This is a genomic window from Mixta tenebrionis (genome assembly GCF_006517625.1).
Classification (GTDB): domain Bacteria; phylum Pseudomonadota; class Gammaproteobacteria; order Enterobacterales; family Enterobacteriaceae; genus Mixta; species Mixta tenebrionis.
Genome location: NZ_VHQI01000019.1, coordinates 22,893 through 46,643 on the forward strand (window position 1 = coordinate 22,893; position 23,751 = coordinate 46,643).

The following is a 23,751-nucleotide window of genomic DNA, read 5'->3' on the forward strand; positions in this document are numbered from 1 at the left end:
TGAGGGCAACGCAGCATGGCAAAAGCAAACAGTGCGATGGAAACCCTGCGCGATCTGGCGCAAAAAGAGGTAGAGGAAGCGGCAATCCGGCTGGGTACGATGCGCCGCGCCCAGCAGCAGGCTGACGAGCAGCTCACCATGCTGCTGAACTATCAGGATGAATATCGCCATCGCCTGAACGACAACCTCTCTTCCGGCATCGCCAGCTCGCGCTGGAGTAACTATCACCAGTTTATTCAGACGCTGGAACAGGCGATCGAACAGCATCGCCGCCAGCTGGCGCAGTGCACGCAAAAAGTCGAACAGGCGCTGAACGCCTGGCGCCATAAACAGCAGCGGCTGCACGCCTGGGAGACGCTACAGGCGCGCTCGCAGGCCAGCGAACTCTTACAGGAAAACCGTCTCGATCAGAAACGGATGGATGAATATGCCCAACGGGCATCATTGAGGAAAGGCGAATGATTAAGCTGCCAATATCGGTCAACCCCGTCAGCGTCGGGGGCGGTGCCGCCCTTCCCGCCGCGCCCGGCGGCGACGGCAAGACGGCCTCCACGCTGCCGGAAGCGTTTTTGACGCTGCTTGGCCAGCATCTGCCGTCATTAACGCCGCAGCTCAACGCCAGCGCGCCGCTAACCGCCGCCGCGAAAGAGAGGCTGGCGGAGAAAGCTCCGGCAAGCGAACTCAGCTCGCTGCTGACGGCGCTGGAAAAGCCGGATGCGCTCAGCGCGCTGCTGACGCCGGAAAAAACTAAAGAGGGCGACAGCGCCGCTGATGATAAGCAGGCGCCGCTCCCGGAGACGCTCAGCGCCGCCGATCAACAGGCGCTGCAGGCGCTGTTTGCCATGCTGCCCGCCGCGCCGCAGCCGGCGATACAAAACGGCAGCCGGCAGCCGGTCGCTGAAGCTGGCACTGGCGCCCTGCCGCGGGCGCAGAGCGGCAGCCTGCAACAGACGCTGGCGCTGATAAACGCGCCGCTATCCTCAGCGCAGGCTGACGGTGAAAAAACCACGCCAGGCGCGGCGCAGCCGGACGCCAGTATCACGCCCGTTTCAGCCAGCAACGCTGACGGCAACGGCCCGTCCGCTTTCCGCACAGTGCTGAACGGCATCGCGCCGAACGAGAACAAACAGAATGAAGAGAGCCTGCCGCCGCACGCGCTGCATACGCTGACGGCGGTGATGAACAGCGCCAGCGCCGTTACGACGGCGCCGACGCCTTCAGCCACCGCCATGACGCCGGGCGCGCCGCAGATCAGCGCGCAGCTCGGCAGCCCGGAATGGCAACAGGCGGTCAGCCAGCAGGTGCTGATGTTCAGCCGCAACGGCGAGCAGAAAGCCGAGCTGCGGTTGCATCCGGAAGATTTAGGCGCGATTCAGATTAGCCTGACGCTGGATAACGATCGGGCGCAGTTGAATATGGTTTCCGGCCACAGCCAGGTGCGCGCCGCGCTGGAGGCGGCCCTGCCCCATCTGCGCAACGCGCTGGCGGAGAACGGCATCAACCTGAGCCAAAGCAGCGTCAGCAGCGACGCCTTCCCACAGAGCCAGAGCTTCAGCGGGCAGCAGGAGCCGCGCCAGCAACACGCATCGGGCGCCTTCTCCCTGACGCCGGAGGCTGACGAGGAGATAACGCCGCTGGCGGCGCCCGCATCGTTGCAGGCGCGCGCGGCGGGCAGTAGCGCGGTAGATACATTCGCCTGACGGCGACAAACGCCAAAGGTAAAAGCAAAAGGCGCGTCTTTTCCCGCCATTGACCGGCAAGAGACGCGGGATAATCACTCTCGGCTCGCCACGACGGCCTGCCCAAGATAATTCACAGGGTATTTCTGCAACATGTCTGATAACGCGAAAGCCAAAGGCCGCAAAGGTTCCATCCTGATCCCGCTGTTGCTGGTTGTCACGCTGGCCGCTTGCAGCGTGGCAGGCTATGCAGTCTGGCGAATGATGAATAAAACCGACGGACATGCGGCGCCTGCAAAAGTAGAACCGCCTGCCGCGCCGGTCTTTTTTGCGCTTGATACCTTTACGGTTAACCTGGTTAACGCGGATAACGACCCCGATCGCGTGCTGTACGTGGGCTTTACCCTGCGTCTGCCGGATGAGGCGACGCGTCTGCGGATGAATGACTATCTGCCTGAAGTGCGCAGCCGTCTGCTGCTGCTGCTGTCGCGCCAGGATGCGCTAAAGCTGGCGACGGAGCCGGGCAAGCAGGCGCTGGTAGAAGAGATTAAGCAGGCGCTGGCGCCGCCGCTGGTTAAGGGTCAACCTGCGCAGGTAGTCAGCGACGTGCTGTTTACCGCCTTTATTTTGAGGTGAGTTAATGGGCGATAGCATTCTTTCCCAGGCAGAGATTGACGCGCTGCTCAACGGCGACAGCGAAAGCGCGGAAGATGAAAAAAATAAGAGTACGGGCGACGACAATATTCGCCCCTACGATCCCAATACCCAGCGGCGCGTGGTGCGCGAGCGGCTGCAGGCGCTGGAAATTATTAACGAACGTTTTGCGCGCCAGTTCCGTATGGGGCTGTTTAACCTGCTGCGACGCAGCCCGGATATCAGCGTCGGGGCGATCAAGATTCAGCCGTACCATGAGTTCGCCCGCAACCTGCCGGTGCCGACCAACCTGAATCTGATCCACCTGAAGCCGCTGCGCGGAACCGCCCTGTTCGTGTTCTCGCCCAGCCTGGTTTTTATCGCGGTGGATAACCTGTTCGGCGGCGACGGACGCTTTCCAACCAAGGTGGAGGGGCGTGAGTTTACCCATACCGAACAGCGCGTAATCCGCCGCATGCTTAAGCTGGCGCTGGAAGGCTACAGCGACGCCTGGAAAGCGATCTATCCGCTGGATGTGGAGTATGTGCGTTCGGAAATGCAGGTGAAATTCACCAACATCACCACCTCGCCAAACGACATCGTGGTGACTACGCCGTTTCACGTCGAGATCGGCAACCTGGTGGGGGAGTTCAACATCTGTATCCCCTTCAGCATGATCGAGCCGCTGCGCGAACTGCTGGTCAACCCGCCGCTGGAGAACTCGCGCCAGGAAGATCGCCACTGGCGTGAAACGCTGGTGAAACAGGTGCAGCACTCCGAACTGGAGCTGATCGCCAACTTCGCCGATGTTTCTCTGCGCCTGTCGCGCATTTTGCAGCTGAAGCCGGGCGATGTGTTACCGATTGAAAAGCCGGATCGCATTATCGCCCATGTCGATGGCGTGCCGGTATTAACCAGCCAGTACGGCACCCTGAACGGGCAGTACGCGCTGCGTGTAGAACATTTGATTAACCCGATTTTGAATTCGCTGAATGAGGAACAGCCCGATGAATGACAGCAATAAACCGTCCGATGATGCTATCTCTGCGGACGATCTGTGGGCTGAGGCGATGGGTGAACAATCCGCCGCCGAGGGCGCGTCATCCAGCGAGAGCGTGTTCAGGTCGCTGGAGAGTAAAGATTCCGGCGGTTCGCTGCAGGATATCGACCTGATTATGGATATCCCGGTCAAGCTGACCGTGGAGCTGGGCCGCACCAAAATGACCATTAAAGAGCTGCTGCGCCTGACGCAGGGTTCGGTGGTGGCGCTGGAAGGACTGGCCGGCGAGCCGCTGGATATTTTGATCAACGGCTACCTGATCGCGCAGGGCGAAGTCGTGGTGGTAAATGATAAGTATGGCGTGCGCATCACTGACATTATCACGCCGTCTGAACGTATGCGTCGTCTGAGCCGTTAAACATGAACAGCTATAGCCAGCAGCCCGCTGCCGCGCACGCGGCCCAGCCCGCCTTCTCTACCGGTTCAGCACTGACGCAGGTCAGCAGCGTGCTGGCGATTATCGTGCTGCTGATCCTCGCCGGCGCCTGGCTGGTAAAACGGCTGGGCTTCGCGCCGAAGCGCGTCGGCGGCCCGCAGGCGCTGCAGATCGTCGCCAGCGTGCAGGTAGGCCAGCGCGAACGCGTGATTATCGTTAACGTGGAAGACGCCCGCCTGGTGCTGGGCGTTACCGCGCAGCAGATTACACATCTGCATACGCTGCCGCCGCAGGCCCCTCCCCAACAGGAGGCATCGCCCGCTGCGGCGACGCCTGATTTCCGCCAGCTTTTACAGACGTTGGTAAAACGTCCCGGAAAACCGCAATGATTCGTCGTCTGCTTCCGTTGCTGCCTCTGCTGCTGTTAGCGCCAGAGGCCTGTGCTCAGCTGCCTGGCCTGGTAACGCAGCCGTTGCCCGGCGGCGGGCAGAGCTGGTCTTTACCCGTGCAGACGCTGGTGTTTATCACCTCGCTGACCTTTTTACCCGCTATTTTGCTGATGATGACCAGCTTTACCCGCATCATCATCGTATTCGGGCTGCTGCGCAACGCGCTGGGTACGCCCTCCGCGCCGCCGAACCAGGTGCTGCTGGGGCTGTCGCTGTTTCTGACCTTTTTTATTATGGCGCCGGTATTCGATAAAATTTATCAGGACGCTTATCTGCCGTTCAGCCAGGACAAAATTGCCGTGGACGTGGCGCTGGAAAAAGGAGCGCAGCCGCTGCGCGAGTTTATGCTGCGTCAGACGCGCGAAGCAGATCTGGCGCTGTTCGCCCGCCTGGCCAACACCGCGCCCATTGCCGGGCCGGAGGCGGTGCCGATGCGTATTTTGCTGCCCGCCTACGTTACCAGCGAGCTGAAAACCGCCTTTCAAATCGGCTTTACCGTTTTTATTCCGTTTTTGATTATCGATCTGGTTATCGCCAGCGTGCTAATGGCGCTGGGAATGATGATGGTGCCGCCGGCAACCATCGCCCTGCCGTTTAAGCTGATGCTGTTCGTGCTGGTGGATGGCTGGCAGCTGCTGGTTGGTTCGCTGGCGCAAAGCTTTTATTCCTGACCCCCGGAGCAATCATGACCCCCGAATCGGTAATGGTCCTTGGCCACGACGCGATGAAAGTCGCCCTGATGGTCGCCGCCCCGCTGCTGCTGGCAGCGTTAATCAGCGGCCTGCTGATCAGCCTGCTGCAGGCGGCTACCCAGGTCAACGAACAGACGCTCTCCTTTATTCCTAAAATTCTGGCGGTGGCGGCTACCATAGTGGCGGCAGGCCCCTGGATGCTGAACCTGCTGCTGGACTATATCCGCACTTTGTTCAGCAACCTGCCCTATATCATCGGCTAATGGCGCTGTCTGTCGCCGCCGTTTCTGCGAGAAATATATGTTAACGCTGGACAGCAGCCAACTTATGCTCTGGGTAGGTCAGTTCTTCTGGCCGCTGGTGCGCCTGCTGGCGCTGTTCAGCACCGCGCCGATTTTTAGTGAACGCGCCGTCAGTAAAAAGGTCAAAATCGGACTGGCGGTGATGATTAGCTGGATTCTGGCGCCGACGCTGCCGCCGACGCAGGTGACGCTGTTTTCCGTCGGCGGCTTCTGGCTGCTGCTACAGCAGCTGCTGATTGGCGTCGCGCTGGGCTTTACCATGCAGTTCGCTTTTGCCGCGGTGCGTATGGCAGGCGAACTGATCGGATTACAGATGGGGCTTTCTTTTGCTACCTTCTTCGATCCCGGCAGCCGGTTGAATATGCCGGTACTGGCACGCTTTTTGGATATGCTGGCCCTGCTACTGTTTTTGACCTTCAACGGTCACCTGTGGCTGATTTCGCTGTTGGCGGATAGTTTTCATACCTTGCCGATTGGTGGAGACCCACTTAATGCCAATGCATTTCTGGCGCTTGCTAAAGCAGGGGGTTTGATTTTCCTTAACGGGATGCGTTTGGCGCTGCCGCTAATCATTTTATTACTTACTATCAACCTGGCCCTGGGTTTGTTAAATCGCGTTGCACCTCAGCTCTCTGTTTTCGCCATTGGCTTTCCTGTAACCTTATCGATCGGAATATTAACAATCGGTATACTTATGCCCCTTCTGGCCCCTTTCTGTGAACATCTGTTCAGCGAAGTCTTTGATTTACTTTCTGACATACTTTCTGAACTACCGCAAAACTAAACTAAAACATCTCTTAAGAAGAGCTACACCTATACTTAAGCACTGAAAATGTTTTTGCGCATTTTTCACGCCATTTTTAACAGAATTTCACTAAGGAAATTCTGATAAATTAGTTTGATCGGTGAAAATTATTCGCAATAAATGGCACATCGCGTATTTTAAAACGGAATTCGCAACGGGCCTGAACGCTGGCCCGATTAAAGATAAACTCGCAAATGGATGTTTTAGAAAGGAAAATTTTTTATGCGTTTTTTTCTTGTCTAAACGGAGTTTTTACGGCATTGTCAGCGCTCCCGAATTTGTCACTCATTCGGGAAACAAATGATTTTAAGATTTGTCCTATCAGGTTTATCTTAGTTGTACGCGATAGTGACAGCGTCTTAAAAGTTGCAGCGGATGCTGAACCAGGGCAAATGGTCGTCATGACAGCCAGCCGTTCGCGTTCTGCTGCGCTTAAGGCAGTGATTTATGCTGTCTTGCGCAAAATATGCTGTAGATACAAGGAAGAAAGAGGTCCTCGGCCATGTACCGTTTCGAATTCAGCACAGCTGAGTAAAAATTACAAGATTGTTAATAGAAATCTTTCCCGTACCGCAAACGCGTATTCATCGTTGATTTAAACGGATAACAAATTGGTGAGGGTCGCTATCATGCCAACGATTATTATGGATTCATGCAGCTACACACGTCTGGGATTAATGGATTACATGGCAGCAAAGGGAGTTAAAAAGAAAAATATCTCATCCGTTAATGACATTGAACAGCTACTTATTAAATGCCAGCAGGTCAAACCCGGCGTCGTTTTTATTAATGAAGAATGTTTCATTCACGAAGCCGATTCCAGCGAGCGCATTCGTAATATTATTTTACAGCATCCTGACACGATATTTTTTATCTTTATGGCTATAGCCAATATCCATTTTGAGGAATATCTCTACGTTCGTAAGAACCTGATTATTACGTCAAAATCGATAAAGTCCGCTACGCTGGATAAATTACTTAGCGGCTATTTACAGAAGAAGGTCAGCACTAATACGCGCAGCGTTTCCGGCATTGACGTCAACCCTCTTACGCTCAGCCAGACTGAGTCGAACATGCTTAAGATGTGGATGTCAGGACACGATACCATTCAGATCTCTGATAAAATGCAGATTAAAGCAAAAACGGTTTCGTCACATAAAGGTAATATTAAGCGCAAAATCAAAACCCATAATAAACAGGTGATTTACCACGTGGTGCGCTTAACCGATAACGTTACCTCTGGCATCTATGTCAATGTAAGATAAGAAAAAAGGCCGACCCTGTCGGCCTTTTTTCTCTCTTTTGCTATTTGCGACACACTTCTCATTTAATCCATTAATCCTTTTGCCGTTCATGCCGATGCTTATTACAGATCTGTCATCGCATAACTTACCCTACAGAGAGCAAAAGGATATGAAAACCATCTCCTCCGATGAAACCCAAGAGCAGGTTAGTTTTTGGCAGCACCTGCGTTTGGTTCCGATGTTCGCCACGATTTTCAGCGGTATCCTGGTGCTCTTCGCGCTAAGCATTGCACTTTCCGGCTGGTTTCTGCAGCAGAGCAACCGCTCGCTGGACCAGGCAACGCATGAAATTCAGATACGCATGGGGATTTCTAACAGCTCTAATCACCTGCGCACCGCCAGGCTGTTGGCGATCCACGCCGCCGCCGCCGCGCGTATCGGCGAAATCGATGAGTATCGCGCGCTGATCGCCAGCGCCGGACAGCGTCTGACGCTGGCGCAGCAGAGCTTCGATACCTACCTTCAACGCCCAACAAAAGGTACGGCAGACGCCGAACTGGATGGGCCGCTAAAAGAACGCTTTAGCGCTTACCTTAATCAGGGGCTGAAGCCCATGGTGCACTTCGCGAAAGAGGGAAGTTTTGAAAGCGCCATCGCGCAGGAAACCGACGTCACCCGCAAGCTGGACGACAGCTATAACGATCTATTATTGCAGGCGATTAAAATCCGCACCGATCGCGCCGATGCGATCAACCAGCAGGCTGCGGCTCAGGCCCGGCTGGGCTTTATCATCATGGGCAGCGCCTTTGCCCTGGCGCTGGCGCTAACGCTAATGACCTTTGTTTTCCTGCGTCGGGTAGTAATTAATCCGCTGCATCAGGCGGGCGAACGCATTGCGCGCATCGCCGCAGGCGATTTAACCGCCCCGCTCCGCCGCTGGGGGCGCAGCGAAATCGGTATGCTGAGCGCGAATTTACAGGCGATGCAGCAGGCGCTGGTAAACACCGTCGGCGTAGTGCGCGAAGGCGCGGTGGCGATTTACCAGGGTTCCGGCGAAATTGCCGCCGGCAATACCGATTTGTCATCGCGCACCGAGCAGCAGGCGTCAGCGCTGGAGCAGACCGCCGCCAGCATGGAGCAGCTGACCGCCACCGTGAAGCAGAATGCCGATAATGCCCATCATGCCAGCCAGCTGGCTGCCGATGCGTCCGGCAAAGCGAGCGAAGGCGGCGATATTGTCAGCGGCGTGATTAATACCATGAATAATATTTCCGGCAGCTCGAAAAAAATTGCTGAAATTACCACCGTTATTAACAGCATCGCCTTCCAGACCAATATTCTGGCGCTGAACGCAGCAGTAGAGGCGGCGCGCGCCGGTGAGCAGGGGCGCGGCTTCGCCGTGGTCGCCAGCGAAGTGCGCAGCCTGGCGCAGCGCAGCGCCCAGGCGGCAAAAGAGATTGAAGGGTTGATTGGCGAATCGGTGAATTTGATCCGTCAGGGCTCAGAACAGGTGAGCCACGCCGGGACGACCATGACCGATATTGTCGAGGCGGTACAGCGCGTTACCGATATTATGTCAGAGATCGCCGCCGCCTCCGACGAACAGAGCCGCGGCATTCAGCAGGTAAGCCAGGCGGTAACGGAAATGGATAACGTGACCCAGCAGAACGCCTCGCTGGTTGAGCAGGCGACCGCCGCCGCCGCATCGCTTGAGGAACAGGCTGCCCGTCTGACACAGGCGGTTGCCGCTTTTCAGCTAACGCAGCAGGAAGGGCCGCTCGCTGCGCCGGTTAATCTTGCCCCCGCGCCTAAAGCGCTTAAGGCGCCGCCAAAAGCGGAGCAGAAAGGCCAGCCATCGGCAGCAGAAGAGAACTGGGAAACCTTTTAACGGCGCCGCACAAAAAAACCACCTCTCAGGAGGTGGTTACCGGCGACACTAAAATAGCAACGCGCGAAAGATGCGCTGTCGCGCACTAAAGAGATCGCCTGCCAGACCGGCAGCTCCCGGCCGGCGCCGCTGAAGTTACCCATTTACTGAAGAGATCGCCTGCCAGGCCGGCAGTTCCCGGCCGGCGCCGCTGAAGATACCCATTTACTGAAGGGATCGCCTGCCAGGCCGGCAGTTCCCGGCCGGCGCCGCTGAAGATACCCATTTACTGAAGGGATCGCCTGCCAGGCCGGCAGTTCCCGGCCGGCGTCGCTGAAGATACCCACTTCACTAAAGAGAGCGAATACCAGGGCGGCAGAGATACCGCCCTGTCCCCCTTTGCCAATGTCTCCTGACGCGCGATGACCTTATCCATAACAAAAGCCACCTCCGCAGAGACGGCAGCTTACTCTGCGCTCCCCTCAGCTGGCTCAACGAAAATGCCGTCGTGATGCCCGGACTCGTTAAAAAACCAGATCCCCAGCGGATAATCCTCCAGCGCCACCAGATACATGGTGCCTTCGTTAAAATCCTCCACCGCCAGGATGGTTCCGGGCCGCCGCGGGCCGCCATCGGTTCTTACCGTCACGCGGTCATTAACCTTCATCGTAATTCTGCTCCCCCTGTTCAAATGCCTACGCTAACAGCGGAGAATAAACGGCGAACTAGCGCCGCGCAATCACCCAGACCGCATGAATGATACCGGGAATATAGCCCAGCAGCGTAAGCAGAATATTTAGCCAGAAAGCGCCGCCGAAACCGACCTGTAAAAATACGCCCAGCGGCGGCAATATAATGGCGATAATAATACGTAATAAATCCATAGCCTCTCCTGTTTTGCTCGTGTTATCAGTGTGTCAGTGTAGCAGGCCCGCTGATTCCTTCCTGTAAGCGTAGGTAAAGCTGACCGCCGCCCACCGCCCAATAATCCGCAACCATAAGCGCAGCAGTCAGCAGTCAGCTATTTGCATTTTCTTAACGCTCCGCAACAAGATTTTTTACACGACGTCGCCTTACACTTTCTGCCACTGCGCCAACCCCCACAGATGCAGTGAACCTAAAAGTAACCAGAATATTTGCCCGCTTAAGGCGGGCTTTTTTTAAGCTATTTCTTATTTCGTTCGTTTCGCGATTGCCGCTGCTTTATTTTTGTACAAATCGCCTATACTTTCGCTTTCTGCCTGGCTGCAGGAGATAGCGATGAACGATAACCTTTTTCCCGACAATGTATTTTTCGATGCCGCGCGCGCGCCGTTTTCTGCAGCTGGCGCAGAGGCGTTCAGTCAAATGGATAGCTACGGCGAATGGGAGCTGGAACAGGATCGGCACGCGAAATCGCTCAACGCCGGCTCGCCTGAACTGGCACAGCGCTTTGAACTGGATATTCACGACTGCTGGGTAAGCGAAATAAAGTAGCCTGACTGGTTCGCTTGTGGATAAAAGCAGCCTGGCGGCTCCGTTTACAGACAAAAAAAATCCCGGCCTGTTACCGGCCGGGAAGACAGCATTGTCAAAAAAATTCGTTACACCAGGAAACTCCTTTACCGCGCCAGATTACGATAGTTAACCACCAGGAATAATCTTATTTTCCAGCAAGAAATCGTCGCATTATCGCGCTCTGTTGCTGGTTAAATGTTTAAAATCGTCAGGTTAGGAATTTTTACTTCCCCTGCCTGATTATTACTATCTGCATCTTTTGCGTTTTAATTCCAGAATATTCCGAACAAATAATTAACGCTGGCTTTACCACTCCCTCCGGCATAGTTAACAACTCTCGTTATACTTAGGCATCACTATCTATCGTAGCGACGCCGTTACCACGAGGACTTTGCCATGCCGAACTTGCAAGATCCCTTAATGATCGTCACCGACCTCGATGGTTCCCTGCTGGATCACCATACCTACAGCTGGCAGCCGGCGGAGCGCTGGTTGTCCCACCTGCGCGCTGCGCAAATACCTTTAGTGATCTGCTCCAGCAAAACCTCTGCCGAAATCATTCCGCTACAGCAACGGCTCGGTTTTTCCGGCGCGCCTTTTATCGCGGAAAACGGCGCGCTGGTGCAGATTGATAACGCCCAGGGCGAGATGGCACGCCACCATGCCGGTAAAAACTACGATGAAATTTGCCACTGCCTGCGCCGCCTGCAGCAGCATCACCATTTTCGTTTCACCGGCTTTGCTGATTTTACCGAAAAAGCGCTGGCGGATATTACCGGCCTGCCCCCCGCGGAGGTCGCGCTGGCGCGCATGCGCGAAGCATCGGAACCACTGATATGGCGCGACAGCGACGAGCAGCTGGCGCGTTTCCGGCAGGCGCTGGAGCAAGAGGCGCTGATGCTGGTTCAGGGCGGACGATTCTGGCACGTCATGCCCGCAGGCAGCGGCAAAGACGCTGCGCTGCGCTGGCTGCTGCAAAATATGACCACCTCAGGTGGTAAGCGTTTTATTACCGTCGGGCTTGGCGATGGCCCCAACGATGCGCCAATGCTGGACAGCGTTGATTACGCCGTGGTGATCAGGGGATACAGCAAAACCCCGGTAGAGCTAACGCGACAGGATGAACGCCACGTCTATCAGACAATGGAATATGGCCCCGCCGGCTGGTGTGAAGGCCTCGACTATTTTATTTCGCAGGAATGATCTCATCGCGGCCCTTGCGCCCGATTGACGTATGAGGAGCCAGATATGAGTGATTTTTTCCAGAACGGCGTAATTACCAATTTTCATAACCTGACCGGACGCCCAACCGAAGCGCTGGAAAGCGAAATGGTGCAGTTTGCGCGCAAGCGTAAGATGGGGCTGATTTTACCCTCGCTGTTTTCCGAACTGGAAGGCCCGGCGCTCGATCATATTGTCGAAGAGCTGGCGAAAGTACCCTATCTGGAGGAGATCGTTATCGGCCTCGATCGCGCCGATCGCGACCAGTTTCTTTTTGCACGCGAGTTTTTTTCCCGCCTGCCCCAACGCCATCGCATCTTATGGAATGACGGCCCGCGCCTGAAGGCGCTGGATGCCGAGCTGGATAAAGAGGGTTTATCACCCAGCCAGCCGGGCAAAGGACGCAATGTCTGGTTCTGCACCGGCTATACGCTCGCCTCCGATCGCAGCAGCTGCGTGGCGCTGCACGACTGCGATATTGTTACCTACGAGCGCGGCATGCTGGCGCGCCTGCTCTATCCGCTGGCGAATCCGGCGTTTCAGTATGAGTTCTGCAAAGGATTTTATGCACGCGTGGCGAATAACAAGCTGAACGGACGCGTGGGACGTCTGCTGGTGGGGCCGCTGCTGCGCTCTTTGCAGCAGGTCTATGGGCATTCGGACTATCTCGATTATCTGTCCAGCTTCCGCTACCCGCTTTCCGGCGAGTTTGCCATGCGCACTCATGTGTTGAACAACATCAAAATCCCCGGCGACTGGGGACTGGAAATCGGCGTGCTGTCGGAAATTTACCGCAACTACACCACGCGCCAGAGCTGTCAGGTTGAGATTGCGCATAACTACGATCACAAGCACCAGCCGCTTTCCGAAGAGGATGGCACTGGCGGCCTGCGCCGCATGAGCAATGATATTGTCCAGTCCCTGCTGCGCAAGCTGGCTACCATGGGCGTCAACCTGACCAGCGACTCTTTCCGCGTGTTGAAAGCCACCTATTACCGCAACGCGCTGGATATGATGGAAATCTACAGCCACGAGGCCGGCATGAACGGACTGCATTTCGATCAGCACAGTGAAGAGGCGGCGGTAGAGATGTTTACCCAGGCGATTCTCGACGCCGGGCAATCCGTTATGGAACGGCCTAACGACAAGCCGTTTATTCCCAGCTGGAGCCGCGTGCAATCTGCCTTCCCGGATATTTTGCAGCGCATCTACCAGGCGGTGGAAGAGGATAATCAGGGGAAGGTTTAATTCGCTCTGCGGACGCGCCAGCGTCCGCATGGCCTGGCTGCTGCGAACCTGACGACAGGGATACGGCGCTTTTCCTACATTTTTGCGCAGTTTAAAGCGTCCCGCTACGAAGGCGCCCGCCAGAAAAAATTAATAACCCGCAGACAGAGATATTTAAAACCAAAAAAAGCGACCGCCACCAGCAGCACATCATAAATATGCTGTGGGCTGCTGTTATACATCACCTGCAGTGATGACAGGTGGGCAAATAATATGACATGGCATAATGCAAAAATATTTGATACAGCCATTTTCTTCATCGCGTTCATACCGTACTCCCCGATAAATTACTGATTCGATATTCTGTTTATCCATGAACATAGCGCCATCAAGAATAAAGGCTATTTATTTTCATTTTAGAAATAAAAAACAGGCAGACGGTTCTTTGCTTTTATAACAGCGAAACGCTAATAAAATAAACTACCGCGCAGGCAGCCCGCTACGATTACCTGCGCGGAAGCGGGTAAAACGCATCGGCTATTTTTTAGCACGATCGGAGGCAGGCGGTTTCGCTTCCAGCCTGCGCAGCTTGTTCCACGCCTGGCGAACGCCGCGCTGCGCCAGCTCTCCGGCATAGCGCTCGAAAATGGCGGTACGACGACGCTGCTCGGTACGATTGTCATACCAGATCAATAGACCACGCAACAGAGTAAAAGCCACGCCCAGCAGATAGCCCCACTCCTGTAGCGTTAGCCGGTTAAGACAACCTTTCGCAATACCCAACAGCAATACGACGCCGTTCATGATCATCTCCATCCCTTTTCTCCTGACGGTTAAAGGATGAATTAATAATGAACTAAAAGTACACATATGACAAGAACTATTGGTTCATTTTGCTAATATTTCCATCTAGGCCAGATTCTCCCATTTTGCCTCGACCACCACGCCGATAATACGACAGTCATCGTTAATTTCCTGCATTTTATACTCAGGATTCAGCGGTTTAAGGTATTTACGTTCGCCATCTTCAATATAGCGTTTAAAGGTGGCTTCATTAGCATTGACCAGGCGGGCAACCACCAGTTTACCTGATGTGGCGGGAATATCGGGATCGACGAGGATCATCATCCCTTCGGGTATGCTAAGGCCTACGGGCGAGGTCATGGAATCTCCTTTTACCTCCAGCCAGAAGCTGCCTTCGCTGACATGACGTGTAGTGGCGGGCCAGCGATCGATCTCGGCGCGCGACCAGGGTTCAACCGCTTCGCTCCAGCGCCCGGCGCTGACCCAGCTGATTAATGGATAACAGTGGAAAGTGCCAGCCTGCGCCACTGCGCCCACGTTATTATCCAGCGTGCTGGTGCCAAGCTGTAACCATTCGCGGCTGACGTCAAGATAGTCGGCCAGCGCCTGGATTTTACCATCACGCGGCAAGGCCTCACCGTTCAGCCATTTGCCTACCGCACGCGGCGTAACGGAAAGCGCGCGCGCCAGCAGCACGCCGCGCCCGTGCGCCTCAAGACCTTTACGATTGCAGGCTTCAATAAGCCTGGCGGAAAAAGCGTGACGATGGTTTTCTTCTGACATGGTTCACCTGGTTCATTAAAGGCGTGCTTTACACGCAAAAAAAGGAACTAATGAACCAAATGTACAAAATGGCTATCCGCCAGTCAAGCCTGGCGGACGAGGTTTAGCTGGCAAGCTGGCTAGACGAATGAATAAGGAACAGCTCATCCTGGTGAAACGCTTCGCGTCTTACGCTGTAACCGTCATACCAGCGACACTCGACCATGCCGCTGGCAATACCGGTAACGATCATCGTCTGACCATTCTCTTTATGCTTCACTTCATCGCTAACGCTGATAAACACTTGCGGCCTCCTTTGTTAAGTTAACGTGAAAAAAGTATCCACTATGTATAGCAGGCCGTTTCTAAATTTTCCTCTAAGGCAGTTAAAAAGCTCGACATAACGCGCAATAGCCAGTGAAAATCAGGGAATATAAACAAAACAGGTAAAAATTACGCCTGAGTTTGACACGCAGATGCCTGAAAAAAGGCGAAAAAAAACGGACGCCAGTCCGTTTTATGCATATCGCTGCGCCCGCCTGCGCGCTGAACAAGCGTGAAGCGGGCGACAACGCAGGCAACTAAATTTTACAGCCTTCACAATCCGCTTCATCATCCAGCTCGTCAGGCACTTCACTGGCTTTTTTTACCGCGTTAGCTTCAGCCGCTTCCAGCTGCGCATCGATGTCAAATTCAAACATATCGTCGTTCATAGCCTGCTCCCGTTAGTGAAATTGCGCCGCTCTTTATACCTTAAGCACGCAGCCTGGCAATCAGATTTACTACCAACAGCACGATCGAACCAATGATAAAGCCCACCACCAGGTTCGCGCCGTTCTCCAGCAGCATGGTGACCAGGCCGCTGAAACCTTCGCTATAGTGGGCGATGGCGTGATGCAGCAGCGGTACGCCGTGCACGATAATACCGCCGCCCACCAGAAACATCGCCAGCGTGCCGACAACCGTCAGGATCTTCATTAGCCACGGCGCTGCCGCCACCAGCGTTTTGCCGATAGCCTGCGCCGCCGTCGCCTTTTTCTCGCTCAGCCAGTAGCCGAGATCGTCCAGTTTTACAATGGCGGCGACAATGCCATAAACACCGATGGTAACAACAATAGCGATGCCGGCCAGCACCAGGATCTGATCCAGCAGCGTGGCTTCGGAAACCACACCTAGCGTGATGGTGACGATCTCTGCGGAGAGAATAAAGTCGGTGCGCACTGCCCCTTTGATTTTCTTTTTCTCATAGCCGACCGGATCCTGCTCTATCAGTTTTTTCAGCCGCAGCTGCCGCGCCTGCGGCGTCTCAGCTGTCTTATCGTGATGCAGGCTGTGCAGCACCTTCTCTACCCCCTCATAGCAGAGGTAAGCCCCGCCGATCATCAACAGCGGAGTGATTGCCCAGGGAGCGAAGGCGCTGATTAGCAGCGCCAGCGGCACCAGTATCAACTTATTGAGGAATGAGCCTTTCGCCACGCCCCAGACTACCGGCAGCTCCCGGTTTGCCTTGACGCCGGTGACCTGCTGCGCATTCAGCGACAGATCGTCCCCCAGCATCCCTGCGGTTTTTTTTGCGGCAATTTTGCCCATTACGGAGATGTCATCCAGCAGCGTGGCGATATCATCAAGCAGTGTCAGTAAGCTACTTCCAGCCAAGTTGGTTTCCTTATTTTATGATTCATCGTGCTGACAGCAGGGGCACACTTCGATGTCGCTGACCGTCATATCCGCGATGCCCTCACAATCCCACTCAACGCGCACCGCTCCCTTACCGGCGTGGTGGTGCAAATATTTACTCACCGGACTTTCAGTCATACCGGTGATCTCTTCTGTCGCTATCAGGGTTTCACCCACATAGATCCGCGCCGTCGCGCGCGTGTTGACCATGCGCTCCCCCTGCAGCTTATACAGCCGCCTTACCGTCAGCTTAATACTGGACATCCCGCCCCCAGAGTCATCAGGCCAAAACAGCGATCTAACCAATTATGGTCCGCTTTGGCAAACTCTGCGCCAAATCGCCGCGCCGCGATGGGAAAAAATCAGGTAATTTGTCTTATTTCATGGCAGATTAAAGCCTTTGATTATCATCGGATTGAAAAAATGTCGCGCGCCACCCCCTCGCTGTTGCCGCTGTCTCTTGCGCTGTTTACTTTATATATCGTTTGGGGCTCCACCTATTTTGTTATTCGACTTGGCGTGGAGAGCTGGCCGCCGCTGCTGCTGGCAGGACTGCGCTTTTTGCTGGCCGGACTGTTGCTGTTTATTTTTTTGCGCTGGCGCGGCCAGCCGCTGCCGCATCGTCGGGCGGCGATTAACGCAGGCCTGATCGGCCTGCTGCTGCTGGCGATCGGCAACGGTCTGGTTACGCTGGCTGAGCATCAGCAGGTGCCGTCGGGTCTGGCGGCGGTGATGGTGGCGACGGTACCGCTATTCGCTATGTGCTTTAGCCGCCTGTTTGGCATCCGCACGCGTAAAATTGAATGGCTGGGGATTTTGGTTGGCCTGGCCGGTATTATCCTGCTGAACAGCGGCGGCCATCTGGCGGGGAATCCGCAGGGCGCGCTGCTGGTGCTGACGGCGGCGCTGAGCTGGGCGTTCGGCTCGGTTCTCGGCTCACGTATTACTCTGCCGACCGGGGCGATGGCGGGCGCGATTGAAATGATCGTGGCGGGCGTGGCGCTGCTGCTGGTTAGCGTGTTGAGCGGCGAGCGCCTGACCGCTCTGCCCGATTTGCAGGGCTTTCTTTCGTTGGGCTACCTGATGCTGTTTGGCTCGATTATCGCCATTAACGCCTATATGTATCTGATCCGCAATGTTACGCCCGCCGTGGCGACCAGCTACGCCTATGTAAACCCGGTAGTAGCGGTGCTGCTGGGTACCAGCTTCGGCGGCGAGCAGCTGACGCCGCGCGAATGGCTGGCGCTGGCCATTATTATTTTCGCCGTGGTGCTGGTGACGCTGGGGAAAACATTGTTCCCGACGCGCTCTTCCAACACGGCGGCAAACCAAAAGTCGGATTAAGCGAAGCGATAATCAGCGCGCCCCTGTAGCATTTGCCGGCGGGCGCGGCTGAAGCTAGTCAGCCTGGAGCATCAGCGGATGCATGCCCTGATGATCGATCGCGGCATTGCTGCTGCTGGCAAGCAACCACTCCTCCAGGCGGCTGACGATCGCCTCATCTTCCAGCTTCAGCTTGCCGCGCAGCGCGCATTCCCATACTACCAGCACTTTCCACTGCTGCTGCGTCAGCTGAGCGATGTGGCGCCGATCGCGCTCCACGTTGCTGCCGATTTTCCCCATCCAGAAGGCGGTGCGGGTAGCAGGCACTTTGAACAGGTAGCAGTGGTGGTGATGCCAGAAGCATCCATGTACAAAAATAATTGCCCGTTGCTCTTCCAGAACAAAATCGGGCCGCCCCGCCAGGTTTTTGTCCTGAACCCGATAGTGAAACCCGCGATCGGTCAACAGCTCGCCCAGACGCTGCTCGATGGCGGTATCACGCGTGCGGATGGCGCGCATGTTTTTACTGCGCACCGCGACGGAATGCACATCAGCCATAGCAATTTCTCCTTTTCACCTGTTAACAGTGTATGCGCCTGAGGGGAAAAGCAGCAAATTACCGATGCGCCTGTTGGAATAATTTACAAGCCAGCCACGGATCTAACTGTCAGGCTGGCGCTTCCATTAACAGGAGCGTCACACGCCCGCCGCAGGCGTTGCGCTGCACGTATTGCATGAAGAAGATGCTGCCGCTGGCTCAGGCGCTATCGTTTGCTTACCGCCTCGGCGATCCACGGCTGTAGCAGCTGCGCCACGGCAGCGAATACCGGCACGATCACCGAATTGCCGAACTGGCGATAGGCCTGGGTATCGGACACTGGAATACGAAATCTTTTTCCTTCCGGCGTTTCAAATCCCATCAGTCGGGCGCATTCGCGCGGCGTCAGCCGTCGTGGACGACGCTGCTGGTTATCGGGATGATCAAAGTCCGCTTCGCCAAGCGCACGATCCCAGCCGCGATCGATCAGGATTTCCGAACCGTCTTTGTAGTAGCGCGCCGACAGCGTGCGCACCACGCCATCGGTGCTGGCGGGATTGAACAGGCCATAGCCGAAGCCGTTGCCCTTCGCCTGATGCTTGCGCGCGTAGTTGTAGAGATATTTCCACAGCGTCGGCGTCAGTATATATTTCTCGTCGACCTGCGGCTCCAGCAGCTCCGCCAGCGTGCGCCGCCGCTGCGGCCAAAAACGCGAGATATCGCGCAGGGTAAAACCGGGCTGCAGACGCAGATCGCGCCGGAACCCCACCAGTACAATACGTTCACGGTGCTGCGGCAGAAAATGTTGTCCGTCGATAATTTTCGGATCCGGCCCGTTTGCATCGGCATCCGCTACCTCGTAGCCCAGCTCATCCAGCGTCTGCATGATGATGCGGAAGGTATTGCCTTTATCGTGGCTTTTCAGATTCTTGACATTCTCCAGCACGAAAATCGCCGGCTTTTTGGCGGCAATAATGCGCGCCACGTCGAAAAATAGCGTGCCCTGTGCCTCACAGGCGAAACCATGCGCGCGTCCGAGCGCATTTTTCTTGGAAACGCCCGCCAGCGAGAAAGGTTGGCAGGGAAAGCCCGCCAGCAGCACATCGTGCTGCGGGATAGCTGCATCGATATGCCGCCACGCCGTTTGCTCATCAATATCGCCGCGCTGGCTGAGCGTTACGTCACGGATATCCTGATTAAAACGATGCTGCTGTTCGTCGCAGTACCAGTTAGCCTTATAGGTGCGCACCGCATGTTTATTCCACTCGCTGGTAAAGACGCACTGGCCGCCGATGGCCTCGAAACCGCTACGAATACCGCCGATACCGGCGAACAGATCGATAAAGCGAAAGGCGTAGTTGGGATGGTGCGCCGGAGGCGCAGGCAGCATCTGGCGCAGCAGCGCAACCTCTGCAGCGGTCAGCAGACGCTGGCTGCCCTTGCCCGCCAGCCAGCGGCCCAGCGATTCGCGCGTCCATTCATGCTGATTTAGCTGACGTAAACAGGCCGCGACGCTTTTTCGATCGTACACGTCCAGCACCTTTTGCAGCAGCGCCCGATCCTCTTGCCGTTTCTGCTGCGCATCCGCCTGCGCCTGCTGCGCCAGCTGCAGCGCCACTTCATCAAATTCGCTCATAACTTCACTGTTTTGGTAAAAAGTGTGGCAAGTGTATCACCGGTTTGACCCAGCGCTCCATCAGATAGCGCCGCGCTCTGCCCGCTATGCGGTCAGGCGCGCTGCGCTGATGAAATAATCAGCGGTAGCTCACATTTGCCTGAGGATTGGCGACCCGCGTGCTACAGCAGCAAAGGCGCGCGCAATGGCAGCCAGCAGCGCTATGCGATCGGCGAATAAAAGCGGGTAACAGGGTGGGCGAAGCGGAAAGCGCACGCTGCGGCGCGGCGCCGGCATGCGGAAAAATTACGCTGCGGGAGCGTAAAAACAAGGCGGATAAAAGCGCGCCAGCCGCTGTCGCAACAGGGCGCCCTGGCCTCACAGGCCGTGATGCAACAGGCGCGGCGCCTTTCGCAAAGCGCGCGCCGGTTTACTGCGCCGCTTATTTTTTCTTTTTGCCTTTCTTCAGCAGCGTGCGCAGCTGTTTTAGCTCGCTGTTGGTAAGCTGCGGCGTCGGTTCTTCCTGTGCCTCTTCCTGCGGTAGCGCCAGCTCTGCCGTATGGGGGCTATCAATCGCCGGATGAGGCTGATTCAGCAGGCTGGCATGCAGGCGCTGGCTTACTTCCTCGCTCAGCGAAAGCTGGTTTTCCAGCGCCAGCGTTTTTAACGTCTCTTTTAATGCCGGATCGATTTTGATCGTTAAGCTAACCGTGTCTGTCATACCCTTCCTCCTGGTTGTTTGCGACAACGTAGCGGAACGGGACCGAATTTAACAGGGTGTCACAAAAATTTAATATTCACTCAATACCGGCATAAAATCACGCAGCACCGATTCATCCAGCGAAATCATATTGCCCTGCAGCTCTGCGCAGAGTTTAGCCATAAAGGTGACCAGAAAGGCGACGTTATGCTGCGCCAGCCGTTTCCCTTCTGCGGTCTGCATAGTATCGGGCAGGCGCAGCAGTTTCTTTTGAAAGTGATCGAGCGTCCAGAGCGTATCGTCCAGCGGGCGGTCGCGCCCTAACGGATCCTCGCTATCGAACAGCGCCCTCCCCAACACGCCGGAAGTGTAAAACACCCGCGCCAGGCCGATTGCGCCCAGCGATTCCAGCCGATCGGCATCCTGCACGATACGCGCTTCCAGCGTTTCCGGCCTGATGCCGGCGCTAAAGCTGTGCGCCAGCACCGCATGAGCCACCGCATCATGTCGTTCCGGCGGAAAATCGCTAAACGCTTCGCTCAGAATACGCCGCGTTTCCGCTGCCGCCTGAGTGGAAGCGAGATGCCGCTGTGGGTGATTTTTCGGCAGGTTGACCACATCGTGAAAATAACAGGCGGCAAGCACCACCAGCGGATCGGCCTCGCTGCCCTGCATTATTTGCCGCGCCGTTTTCCAGACGCGTCGCAAATGAGCAATATCGTGCGCCTTATCATCCTGTGACCAGCTGGCGTGCAGCCAGTTTTCAAAGCGGGTTTGCCAGTGCGTAAGGGACATCAACTTCTCCTTAATGAGTAGCTCGATCAGGGTTGCAGCGCGGCACGCGTATACGAGCCGGAAAAACTGGCTCCCGATGCGGATATAGCGCCGTTTTATGACGGCTGAATGACGCTGGCTGCTATTGTAATCCTTGTAATGAGCCTGTCAAAAATGCGATCTATATCAATTTATAGCTATAAAATTACAATATAACAACATAAATGCAACAATGTCATCATTTCAACAGTAAGGTTAAATCTGAAAAAATATAAGAAATGGTAATGATGAAACGATAAATCAGACAACAGGCGTACTGCATGTCAGACCACTATATGACATAGTGGCAGGCCTATCACTTAACTCAAACTGACTATCGCAGGGTGAAATTGTGCGCTTTGCTGCACATTAAGCCACTGTAAAAATATACAATAAAACGATGAGACGCGAATTTCATTTATCGTAACAGGCCACGCTGTCAAAACTCAGCGGGCTGGCTTCTTTGCCGGTGGCAATTGCATCATTTTTTATAAGATATTCTCATGAATAATTATTGAAATGATTGCCCCCTTTTATCATGAGTAATGTTAGGATTTATCTTATTGCCTGTTGCACAGAAATGTTACCGGGTACTTAAGAAAAAAGAAAAATGAGGTATATCATGAAAGAAAGGCCAATTCTGTTCTCTGAACAACGTGTGCGCGCCCTGTTGGCTGGCCAGCAAACCCAAACCCGGCGAATTATGAAATCACAGCCTTTTGGTCCAGGACAGGACAATCATGAAGGTTGCTACGCTGTTGATGTAACCAGTAATTATCTGCACGGCAAAAAAATGATGAGCATGGAAGATCTGAGCTACCAGTGTCCTTACGGCCAGCCGGGCGATCGGCTGTGGGTGCGCGAAACCTGGCGAGGTCCGATTGTTCCTCCTGCGGAAATACAGGATTACGAGCGCACGCCCGCCAGCTTCCGCCAGCCGAAATATTGTCAGTATCGCGCCGACAGTCACCAACCGGGCCACCAGCATGATGAAGAAAGCGAAACCTTTGGCTGGCAAACGGGCATTCATATGCCGCGCTGGGCCAGCCGCATCGATTTACTGATTACCGACGTGCGGGCAGAGCGCATTCAGGATATCAGCGACGATGACGTAATGGCGGAGGGCGTACAGACCGATTCACATTTTCTGAATCACTTTTTCACTATGAACAGCGAATCTATCGCGCCAAAAGAGGCCTATCGCAAAGCCTGGGAAAAACAGTACGGCGGCACCAGCTGGGAGGTTAATCCCTGGGTGTGGGTAATCGAATTTCGCCGTGCCTGATGAAAGGCTGTGACCTTCCCCCGCTTTAGTCGATCCGGCGATTGCGCGATGGGCCAGCCTGCGGCATGGTACGCAATTATTCACTTTTCGCCGAGCGAGTTTTGCGATGATTAAATGGCCGTGGAAAGAAAAGGTTGCCCCTGCGCCTCTCCCCTGGCAACAGGCGCTGTCAGCGCCCATCTTTGCGTCACTTCAGCCCGATGAGGAGCAGGCGCTGGTGCAGCTGGCGCAGCGTTTTTTACACCATAAGCGGCTGGTGCCGCTGGCCGGGCTGGAGCTGGAAGCTTTACACCATGCGCGCATCGCCCTGCTGTTCTGCCTGCCGGTACTAAAGCTGGGGCTGGAGTGGCTGGATGGCTTTCATGAGGTACTAATCTACCCGGCGCCTTTTGTCGCCGAGGACAGCTGGCAGGATGAGGATGGCCTGGTGCACAGCGATCGCAGCGTGCAGTCGGGCCAGAGCTGGCAGCAGGGGCCGATTATTCTTAACTGGATCGATATTCAGGATTCATTCGATCTCAGCGGATTCAATCTGATTATTCACGAAGTCGCTCACAAGCTGGACGCGCGCGGCAGCGGCTATACCAACGGCGTTCCGGCAATCCCGCTGCGTGAGGTGGCCGGCTGGGAGCTGGAGTTGCATGCGGCGATGGAGGCGATTCAGGAAGAGGTGGATCTGGTTGGCGAGAACGCGGCCACTATTGATGCCTATGCCGCTACCGATCCGGCGGAATGCTTTGCCGTGCTGTCAGAATACTTTTTCAGCGCGCCTGAGCTGCTGGCGCAGCGCTTCTCTGGCTTCTATCAGCGCCTGACCCGCTTTTACCGTCAGGACCCGCTGGCGCGCCTGCGCCCGCTGGCCGTACCGCAACCGGAGGACAGGCCGCAGGCGTAAACTGCTGCAAAGCTAGCCAGCTGAATAATAATAGTTTTTTTACTGTTGACAGCCCGATAAGCTAACGGTAATATTCGCGCCACTTAACCGATTCCTCTGTAGTTCAGTCGGTAGAACGGCGGACTGTTAATCCGTATGTCACTGGTTCGAGTCCAGTCAGAGGAGCCAATTTAAGGGAAGCAGACGCTCACTGACGTCTGCTTTCTGCATTTCTGTCGTCTGATTCCCCCTTCTTCAGGTTCACTCTCGTTCACTAAAAACCAACCGAAGCCATATCTTTTTGATGG

The 23,751-nt window shown here is 55.3% G+C and carries 30 protein-coding genes and 1 tRNA gene; 18 read left to right on the forward strand and 13 right to left on the reverse strand.

The window, feature by feature from the left end; genetic code table 11:
- Window positions 1-15: 15 nt before the first annotated feature.
- The 11 genes from fliJ (at window position 16) to FKM52_RS20320 (ending at window position 9,128) form a co-directional block, all read left to right on the forward strand.
- Window positions 16-462 carry a flagellar export protein FliJ gene (gene fliJ, locus FKM52_RS20270; protein ID WP_141177937.1) on the forward strand — a complete coding sequence of 149 codons (447 nt, stop codon included), beginning with the start codon at window positions 16-18 and terminating at the stop codon, window positions 460-462.
- On the forward strand, window positions 459-1,700 hold the full coding sequence (locus tag FKM52_RS20275; RefSeq protein ID WP_141177938.1) for a flagellar hook-length control protein FliK: 1,242 nt from the start codon (window positions 459-461) through the stop codon (window positions 1,698-1,700). The genes fliJ and FKM52_RS20275 overlap by 4 nt, the downstream gene beginning before the upstream one ends.
- A gap of 132 nt (window positions 1,701-1,832) precedes the next feature.
- Window positions 1,833-2,315 carry a flagellar basal body-associated protein FliL gene (gene fliL / locus FKM52_RS20280; protein ID WP_141177939.1) on the forward strand — a complete coding sequence of 161 codons (483 nt, stop codon included), beginning with the start codon at window positions 1,833-1,835 and terminating at the stop codon, window positions 2,313-2,315.
- Between the two features lie 4 nt (window positions 2,316-2,319).
- Window positions 2,320-3,327 carry a flagellar motor switch protein FliM gene (gene fliM, locus FKM52_RS20285; protein ID WP_141177940.1) on the forward strand — a complete coding sequence of 336 codons (1,008 nt, stop codon included), beginning with the start codon at window positions 2,320-2,322 and terminating at the stop codon, window positions 3,325-3,327.
- Window positions 3,320-3,730 carry a flagellar motor switch protein FliN gene (gene fliN, locus FKM52_RS20290; RefSeq protein WP_141177941.1) on the forward strand — a complete coding sequence of 137 codons (411 nt, stop codon included), beginning with the start codon at window positions 3,320-3,322 and terminating at the stop codon, window positions 3,728-3,730. The genes fliM and fliN overlap by 8 nt, the downstream gene beginning before the upstream one ends.
- Before the next feature lie 2 nt (window positions 3,731-3,732).
- Window positions 3,733-4,137 (forward strand): flagellar biosynthetic protein FliO, encoded by a 405-nt coding sequence (gene fliO, locus FKM52_RS20295; protein ID WP_141177942.1) that lies wholly within the window; start codon window positions 3,733-3,735, stop codon window positions 4,135-4,137.
- Window positions 4,137-4,868 carry a flagellar type III secretion system pore protein FliP gene (gene fliP / locus FKM52_RS20300; RefSeq protein WP_141177965.1) on the forward strand — a complete coding sequence of 244 codons (732 nt, stop codon included), beginning with the start codon at window positions 4,137-4,139 and terminating at the stop codon, window positions 4,866-4,868. The genes fliO and fliP overlap by 1 nt, the downstream gene beginning before the upstream one ends.
- A gap of 14 nt (window positions 4,869-4,882) precedes the next feature.
- Window positions 4,883-5,152: a flagellar biosynthesis protein FliQ gene (gene fliQ / locus FKM52_RS20305; protein WP_141177943.1), complete on the forward strand. Its 270-nt coding sequence runs from the start codon at window positions 4,883-4,885 to the stop codon at window positions 5,150-5,152.
- 37 nt (window positions 5,153-5,189) lie between these two features.
- Window positions 5,190-5,975: a flagellar biosynthetic protein FliR gene (fliR, locus tag FKM52_RS20310; protein WP_141177944.1), complete on the forward strand. Its 786-nt coding sequence runs from the start codon at window positions 5,190-5,192 to the stop codon at window positions 5,973-5,975.
- A 650-nt stretch (window positions 5,976-6,625) separates the two neighbouring features.
- On the forward strand, window positions 6,626-7,261 hold the full coding sequence (rcsA, locus tag FKM52_RS20315) for a transcriptional regulator RcsA (RefSeq protein ID WP_141177945.1): 636 nt from the start codon (window positions 6,626-6,628) through the stop codon (window positions 7,259-7,261).
- A 148-nt stretch (window positions 7,262-7,409) separates the two neighbouring features.
- Entirely contained in the window at window positions 7,410-9,128 is a 1,719-nt protein-coding gene (locus FKM52_RS20320; protein WP_141177946.1) for a methyl-accepting chemotaxis protein, read from the forward strand.
- Window positions 9,129-9,573: 445 nt separating this feature from the next.
- Here FKM52_RS20320 and dsrB read toward each other — a convergent pair whose 3' ends face one another.
- Together dsrB and FKM52_RS20330 are read right to left on the reverse strand one after the other, a co-directional pair.
- Window positions 9,574-9,774, reverse strand: coding sequence for a protein DsrB (gene dsrB, locus FKM52_RS20325; protein WP_141177947.1), 201 nt, complete (start codon window positions 9,772-9,774; stop codon window positions 9,574-9,576).
- Between the two features lie 58 nt (window positions 9,775-9,832).
- Window positions 9,833-9,991: a YqaE/Pmp3 family membrane protein gene (locus tag FKM52_RS20330; RefSeq protein ID WP_141177948.1), complete on the reverse strand. Its 159-nt coding sequence runs from the start codon at window positions 9,989-9,991 to the stop codon at window positions 9,833-9,835.
- A gap of 376 nt (window positions 9,992-10,367) precedes the next feature.
- Between FKM52_RS20330 and FKM52_RS20335 the strand changes: the two genes are divergently transcribed.
- The 3 genes from FKM52_RS20335 (at window position 10,368) to FKM52_RS20345 (ending at window position 13,073) form a co-directional block, all read left to right on the forward strand.
- The gene (locus FKM52_RS20335) at window positions 10,368-10,583 is read left to right on the forward strand and encodes a hypothetical protein (RefSeq protein ID WP_141177949.1); all 216 of its coding nucleotides are present in this window, start codon (window positions 10,368-10,370) and stop codon (window positions 10,581-10,583) included.
- 417 nt (window positions 10,584-11,000) lie between these two features.
- Entirely contained in the window at window positions 11,001-11,807 is an 807-nt protein-coding gene (locus tag FKM52_RS20340) for a mannosyl-3-phosphoglycerate phosphatase-related protein (RefSeq protein ID WP_141177950.1), read from the forward strand.
- A gap of 45 nt (window positions 11,808-11,852) precedes the next feature.
- On the forward strand, window positions 11,853-13,073 hold the full coding sequence (locus FKM52_RS20345) for a glycosyltransferase family protein (protein WP_141177951.1): 1,221 nt from the start codon (window positions 11,853-11,855) through the stop codon (window positions 13,071-13,073).
- Between the two features lie 104 nt (window positions 13,074-13,177).
- Here the strand turns inward: FKM52_RS20345 and FKM52_RS20350 are convergent, their stop codons facing one another.
- The 7 genes from FKM52_RS20350 to FKM52_RS20375 all read right to left on the reverse strand — a co-directional run bounded on the left by FKM52_RS20350 (window position 13,178) and on the right by FKM52_RS20375 (window position 16,559).
- Window positions 13,178-13,381 carry a hypothetical protein gene (locus tag FKM52_RS20350; RefSeq protein WP_141177952.1) on the reverse strand — a complete coding sequence of 68 codons (204 nt, stop codon included), beginning with the start codon at window positions 13,379-13,381 and terminating at the stop codon, window positions 13,178-13,180.
- Between the two features lie 208 nt (window positions 13,382-13,589).
- A complete protein-coding gene (locus FKM52_RS20355) occupies window positions 13,590-13,868 on the reverse strand; it encodes a hypothetical protein (RefSeq protein WP_141177953.1) in 279 nt (92 codons plus the stop codon).
- Window positions 13,869-13,961: 93 nt separating this feature from the next.
- Entirely contained in the window at window positions 13,962-14,639 is a 678-nt protein-coding gene (locus FKM52_RS20360; protein ID WP_141177954.1) for a LexA family protein, read from the reverse strand.
- A gap of 103 nt (window positions 14,640-14,742) precedes the next feature.
- On the reverse strand, window positions 14,743-14,922 hold the full coding sequence (locus FKM52_RS20365) for a YodC family protein (RefSeq protein ID WP_141177955.1): 180 nt from the start codon (window positions 14,920-14,922) through the stop codon (window positions 14,743-14,745).
- 277 nt (window positions 14,923-15,199) lie between these two features.
- Window positions 15,200-15,331 (reverse strand): hypothetical protein, encoded by a 132-nt coding sequence (locus FKM52_RS22125; protein WP_280115543.1) that lies wholly within the window; start codon window positions 15,329-15,331, stop codon window positions 15,200-15,202.
- 40 nt (window positions 15,332-15,371) lie between these two features.
- Window positions 15,372-16,274, reverse strand: a complete 903-nt coding sequence (locus FKM52_RS20370; protein WP_141177956.1) for a DUF808 family protein — start codon at window positions 16,272-16,274, stop codon at window positions 15,372-15,374.
- Between the two features lie 15 nt (window positions 16,275-16,289).
- Window positions 16,290-16,559: a hypothetical protein gene (locus FKM52_RS20375; RefSeq protein ID WP_141177957.1), complete on the reverse strand. Its 270-nt coding sequence runs from the start codon at window positions 16,557-16,559 to the stop codon at window positions 16,290-16,292.
- Between the two features lie 159 nt (window positions 16,560-16,718).
- Between FKM52_RS20375 and yedA the strand changes: the two genes are divergently transcribed.
- Entirely contained in the window at window positions 16,719-17,639 is a 921-nt protein-coding gene (gene yedA / locus FKM52_RS20380; protein ID WP_141177958.1) for a drug/metabolite exporter YedA, read from the forward strand.
- Between the two features lie 54 nt (window positions 17,640-17,693).
- On the opposite strand, the gene FKM52_RS20385 is transcribed toward yedA, so the two are convergent.
- From FKM52_RS20385 to FKM52_RS20400, 4 genes are all read right to left on the reverse strand, one after another.
- Window positions 17,694-18,176: a very short patch repair endonuclease gene (locus tag FKM52_RS20385; RefSeq protein WP_141177959.1), complete on the reverse strand. Its 483-nt coding sequence runs from the start codon at window positions 18,174-18,176 to the stop codon at window positions 17,694-17,696.
- A 206-nt stretch (window positions 18,177-18,382) separates the two neighbouring features.
- A complete protein-coding gene (locus tag FKM52_RS20390) occupies window positions 18,383-19,792 on the reverse strand; it encodes a DNA cytosine methyltransferase (RefSeq protein WP_141177960.1) in 1,410 nt (469 codons plus the stop codon).
- 421 nt (window positions 19,793-20,213) lie between these two features.
- Window positions 20,214-20,492: a hypothetical protein gene (locus FKM52_RS20395; RefSeq protein WP_141177961.1), complete on the reverse strand. Its 279-nt coding sequence runs from the start codon at window positions 20,490-20,492 to the stop codon at window positions 20,214-20,216.
- 69 nt (window positions 20,493-20,561) lie between these two features.
- Window positions 20,562-21,266 carry a phosphohydrolase gene (locus tag FKM52_RS20400; protein ID WP_141177962.1) on the reverse strand — a complete coding sequence of 235 codons (705 nt, stop codon included), beginning with the start codon at window positions 21,264-21,266 and terminating at the stop codon, window positions 20,562-20,564.
- Window positions 21,267-21,906: 640 nt separating this feature from the next.
- Here FKM52_RS20400 and FKM52_RS20405 point away from each other — a divergent pair.
- The 3 genes from FKM52_RS20405 (at window position 21,907) to FKM52_RS20415 (ending at window position 23,632) form a co-directional block, all read left to right on the forward strand.
- The gene (locus tag FKM52_RS20405; protein ID WP_141177963.1) at window positions 21,907-22,569 is read left to right on the forward strand and encodes an ASCH domain-containing protein; all 663 of its coding nucleotides are present in this window, start codon (window positions 21,907-21,909) and stop codon (window positions 22,567-22,569) included.
- Between the two features lie 106 nt (window positions 22,570-22,675).
- A complete protein-coding gene (gene mtfA, locus FKM52_RS20410; RefSeq protein WP_141177964.1) occupies window positions 22,676-23,464 on the forward strand; it encodes a DgsA anti-repressor MtfA in 789 nt (262 codons plus the stop codon).
- A 92-nt stretch (window positions 23,465-23,556) separates the two neighbouring features.
- Window positions 23,557-23,632, forward strand: a tRNA-Asn gene (locus FKM52_RS20415).
- The last annotated feature ends 119 nt before the right edge of the window (window positions 23,633-23,751 follow it).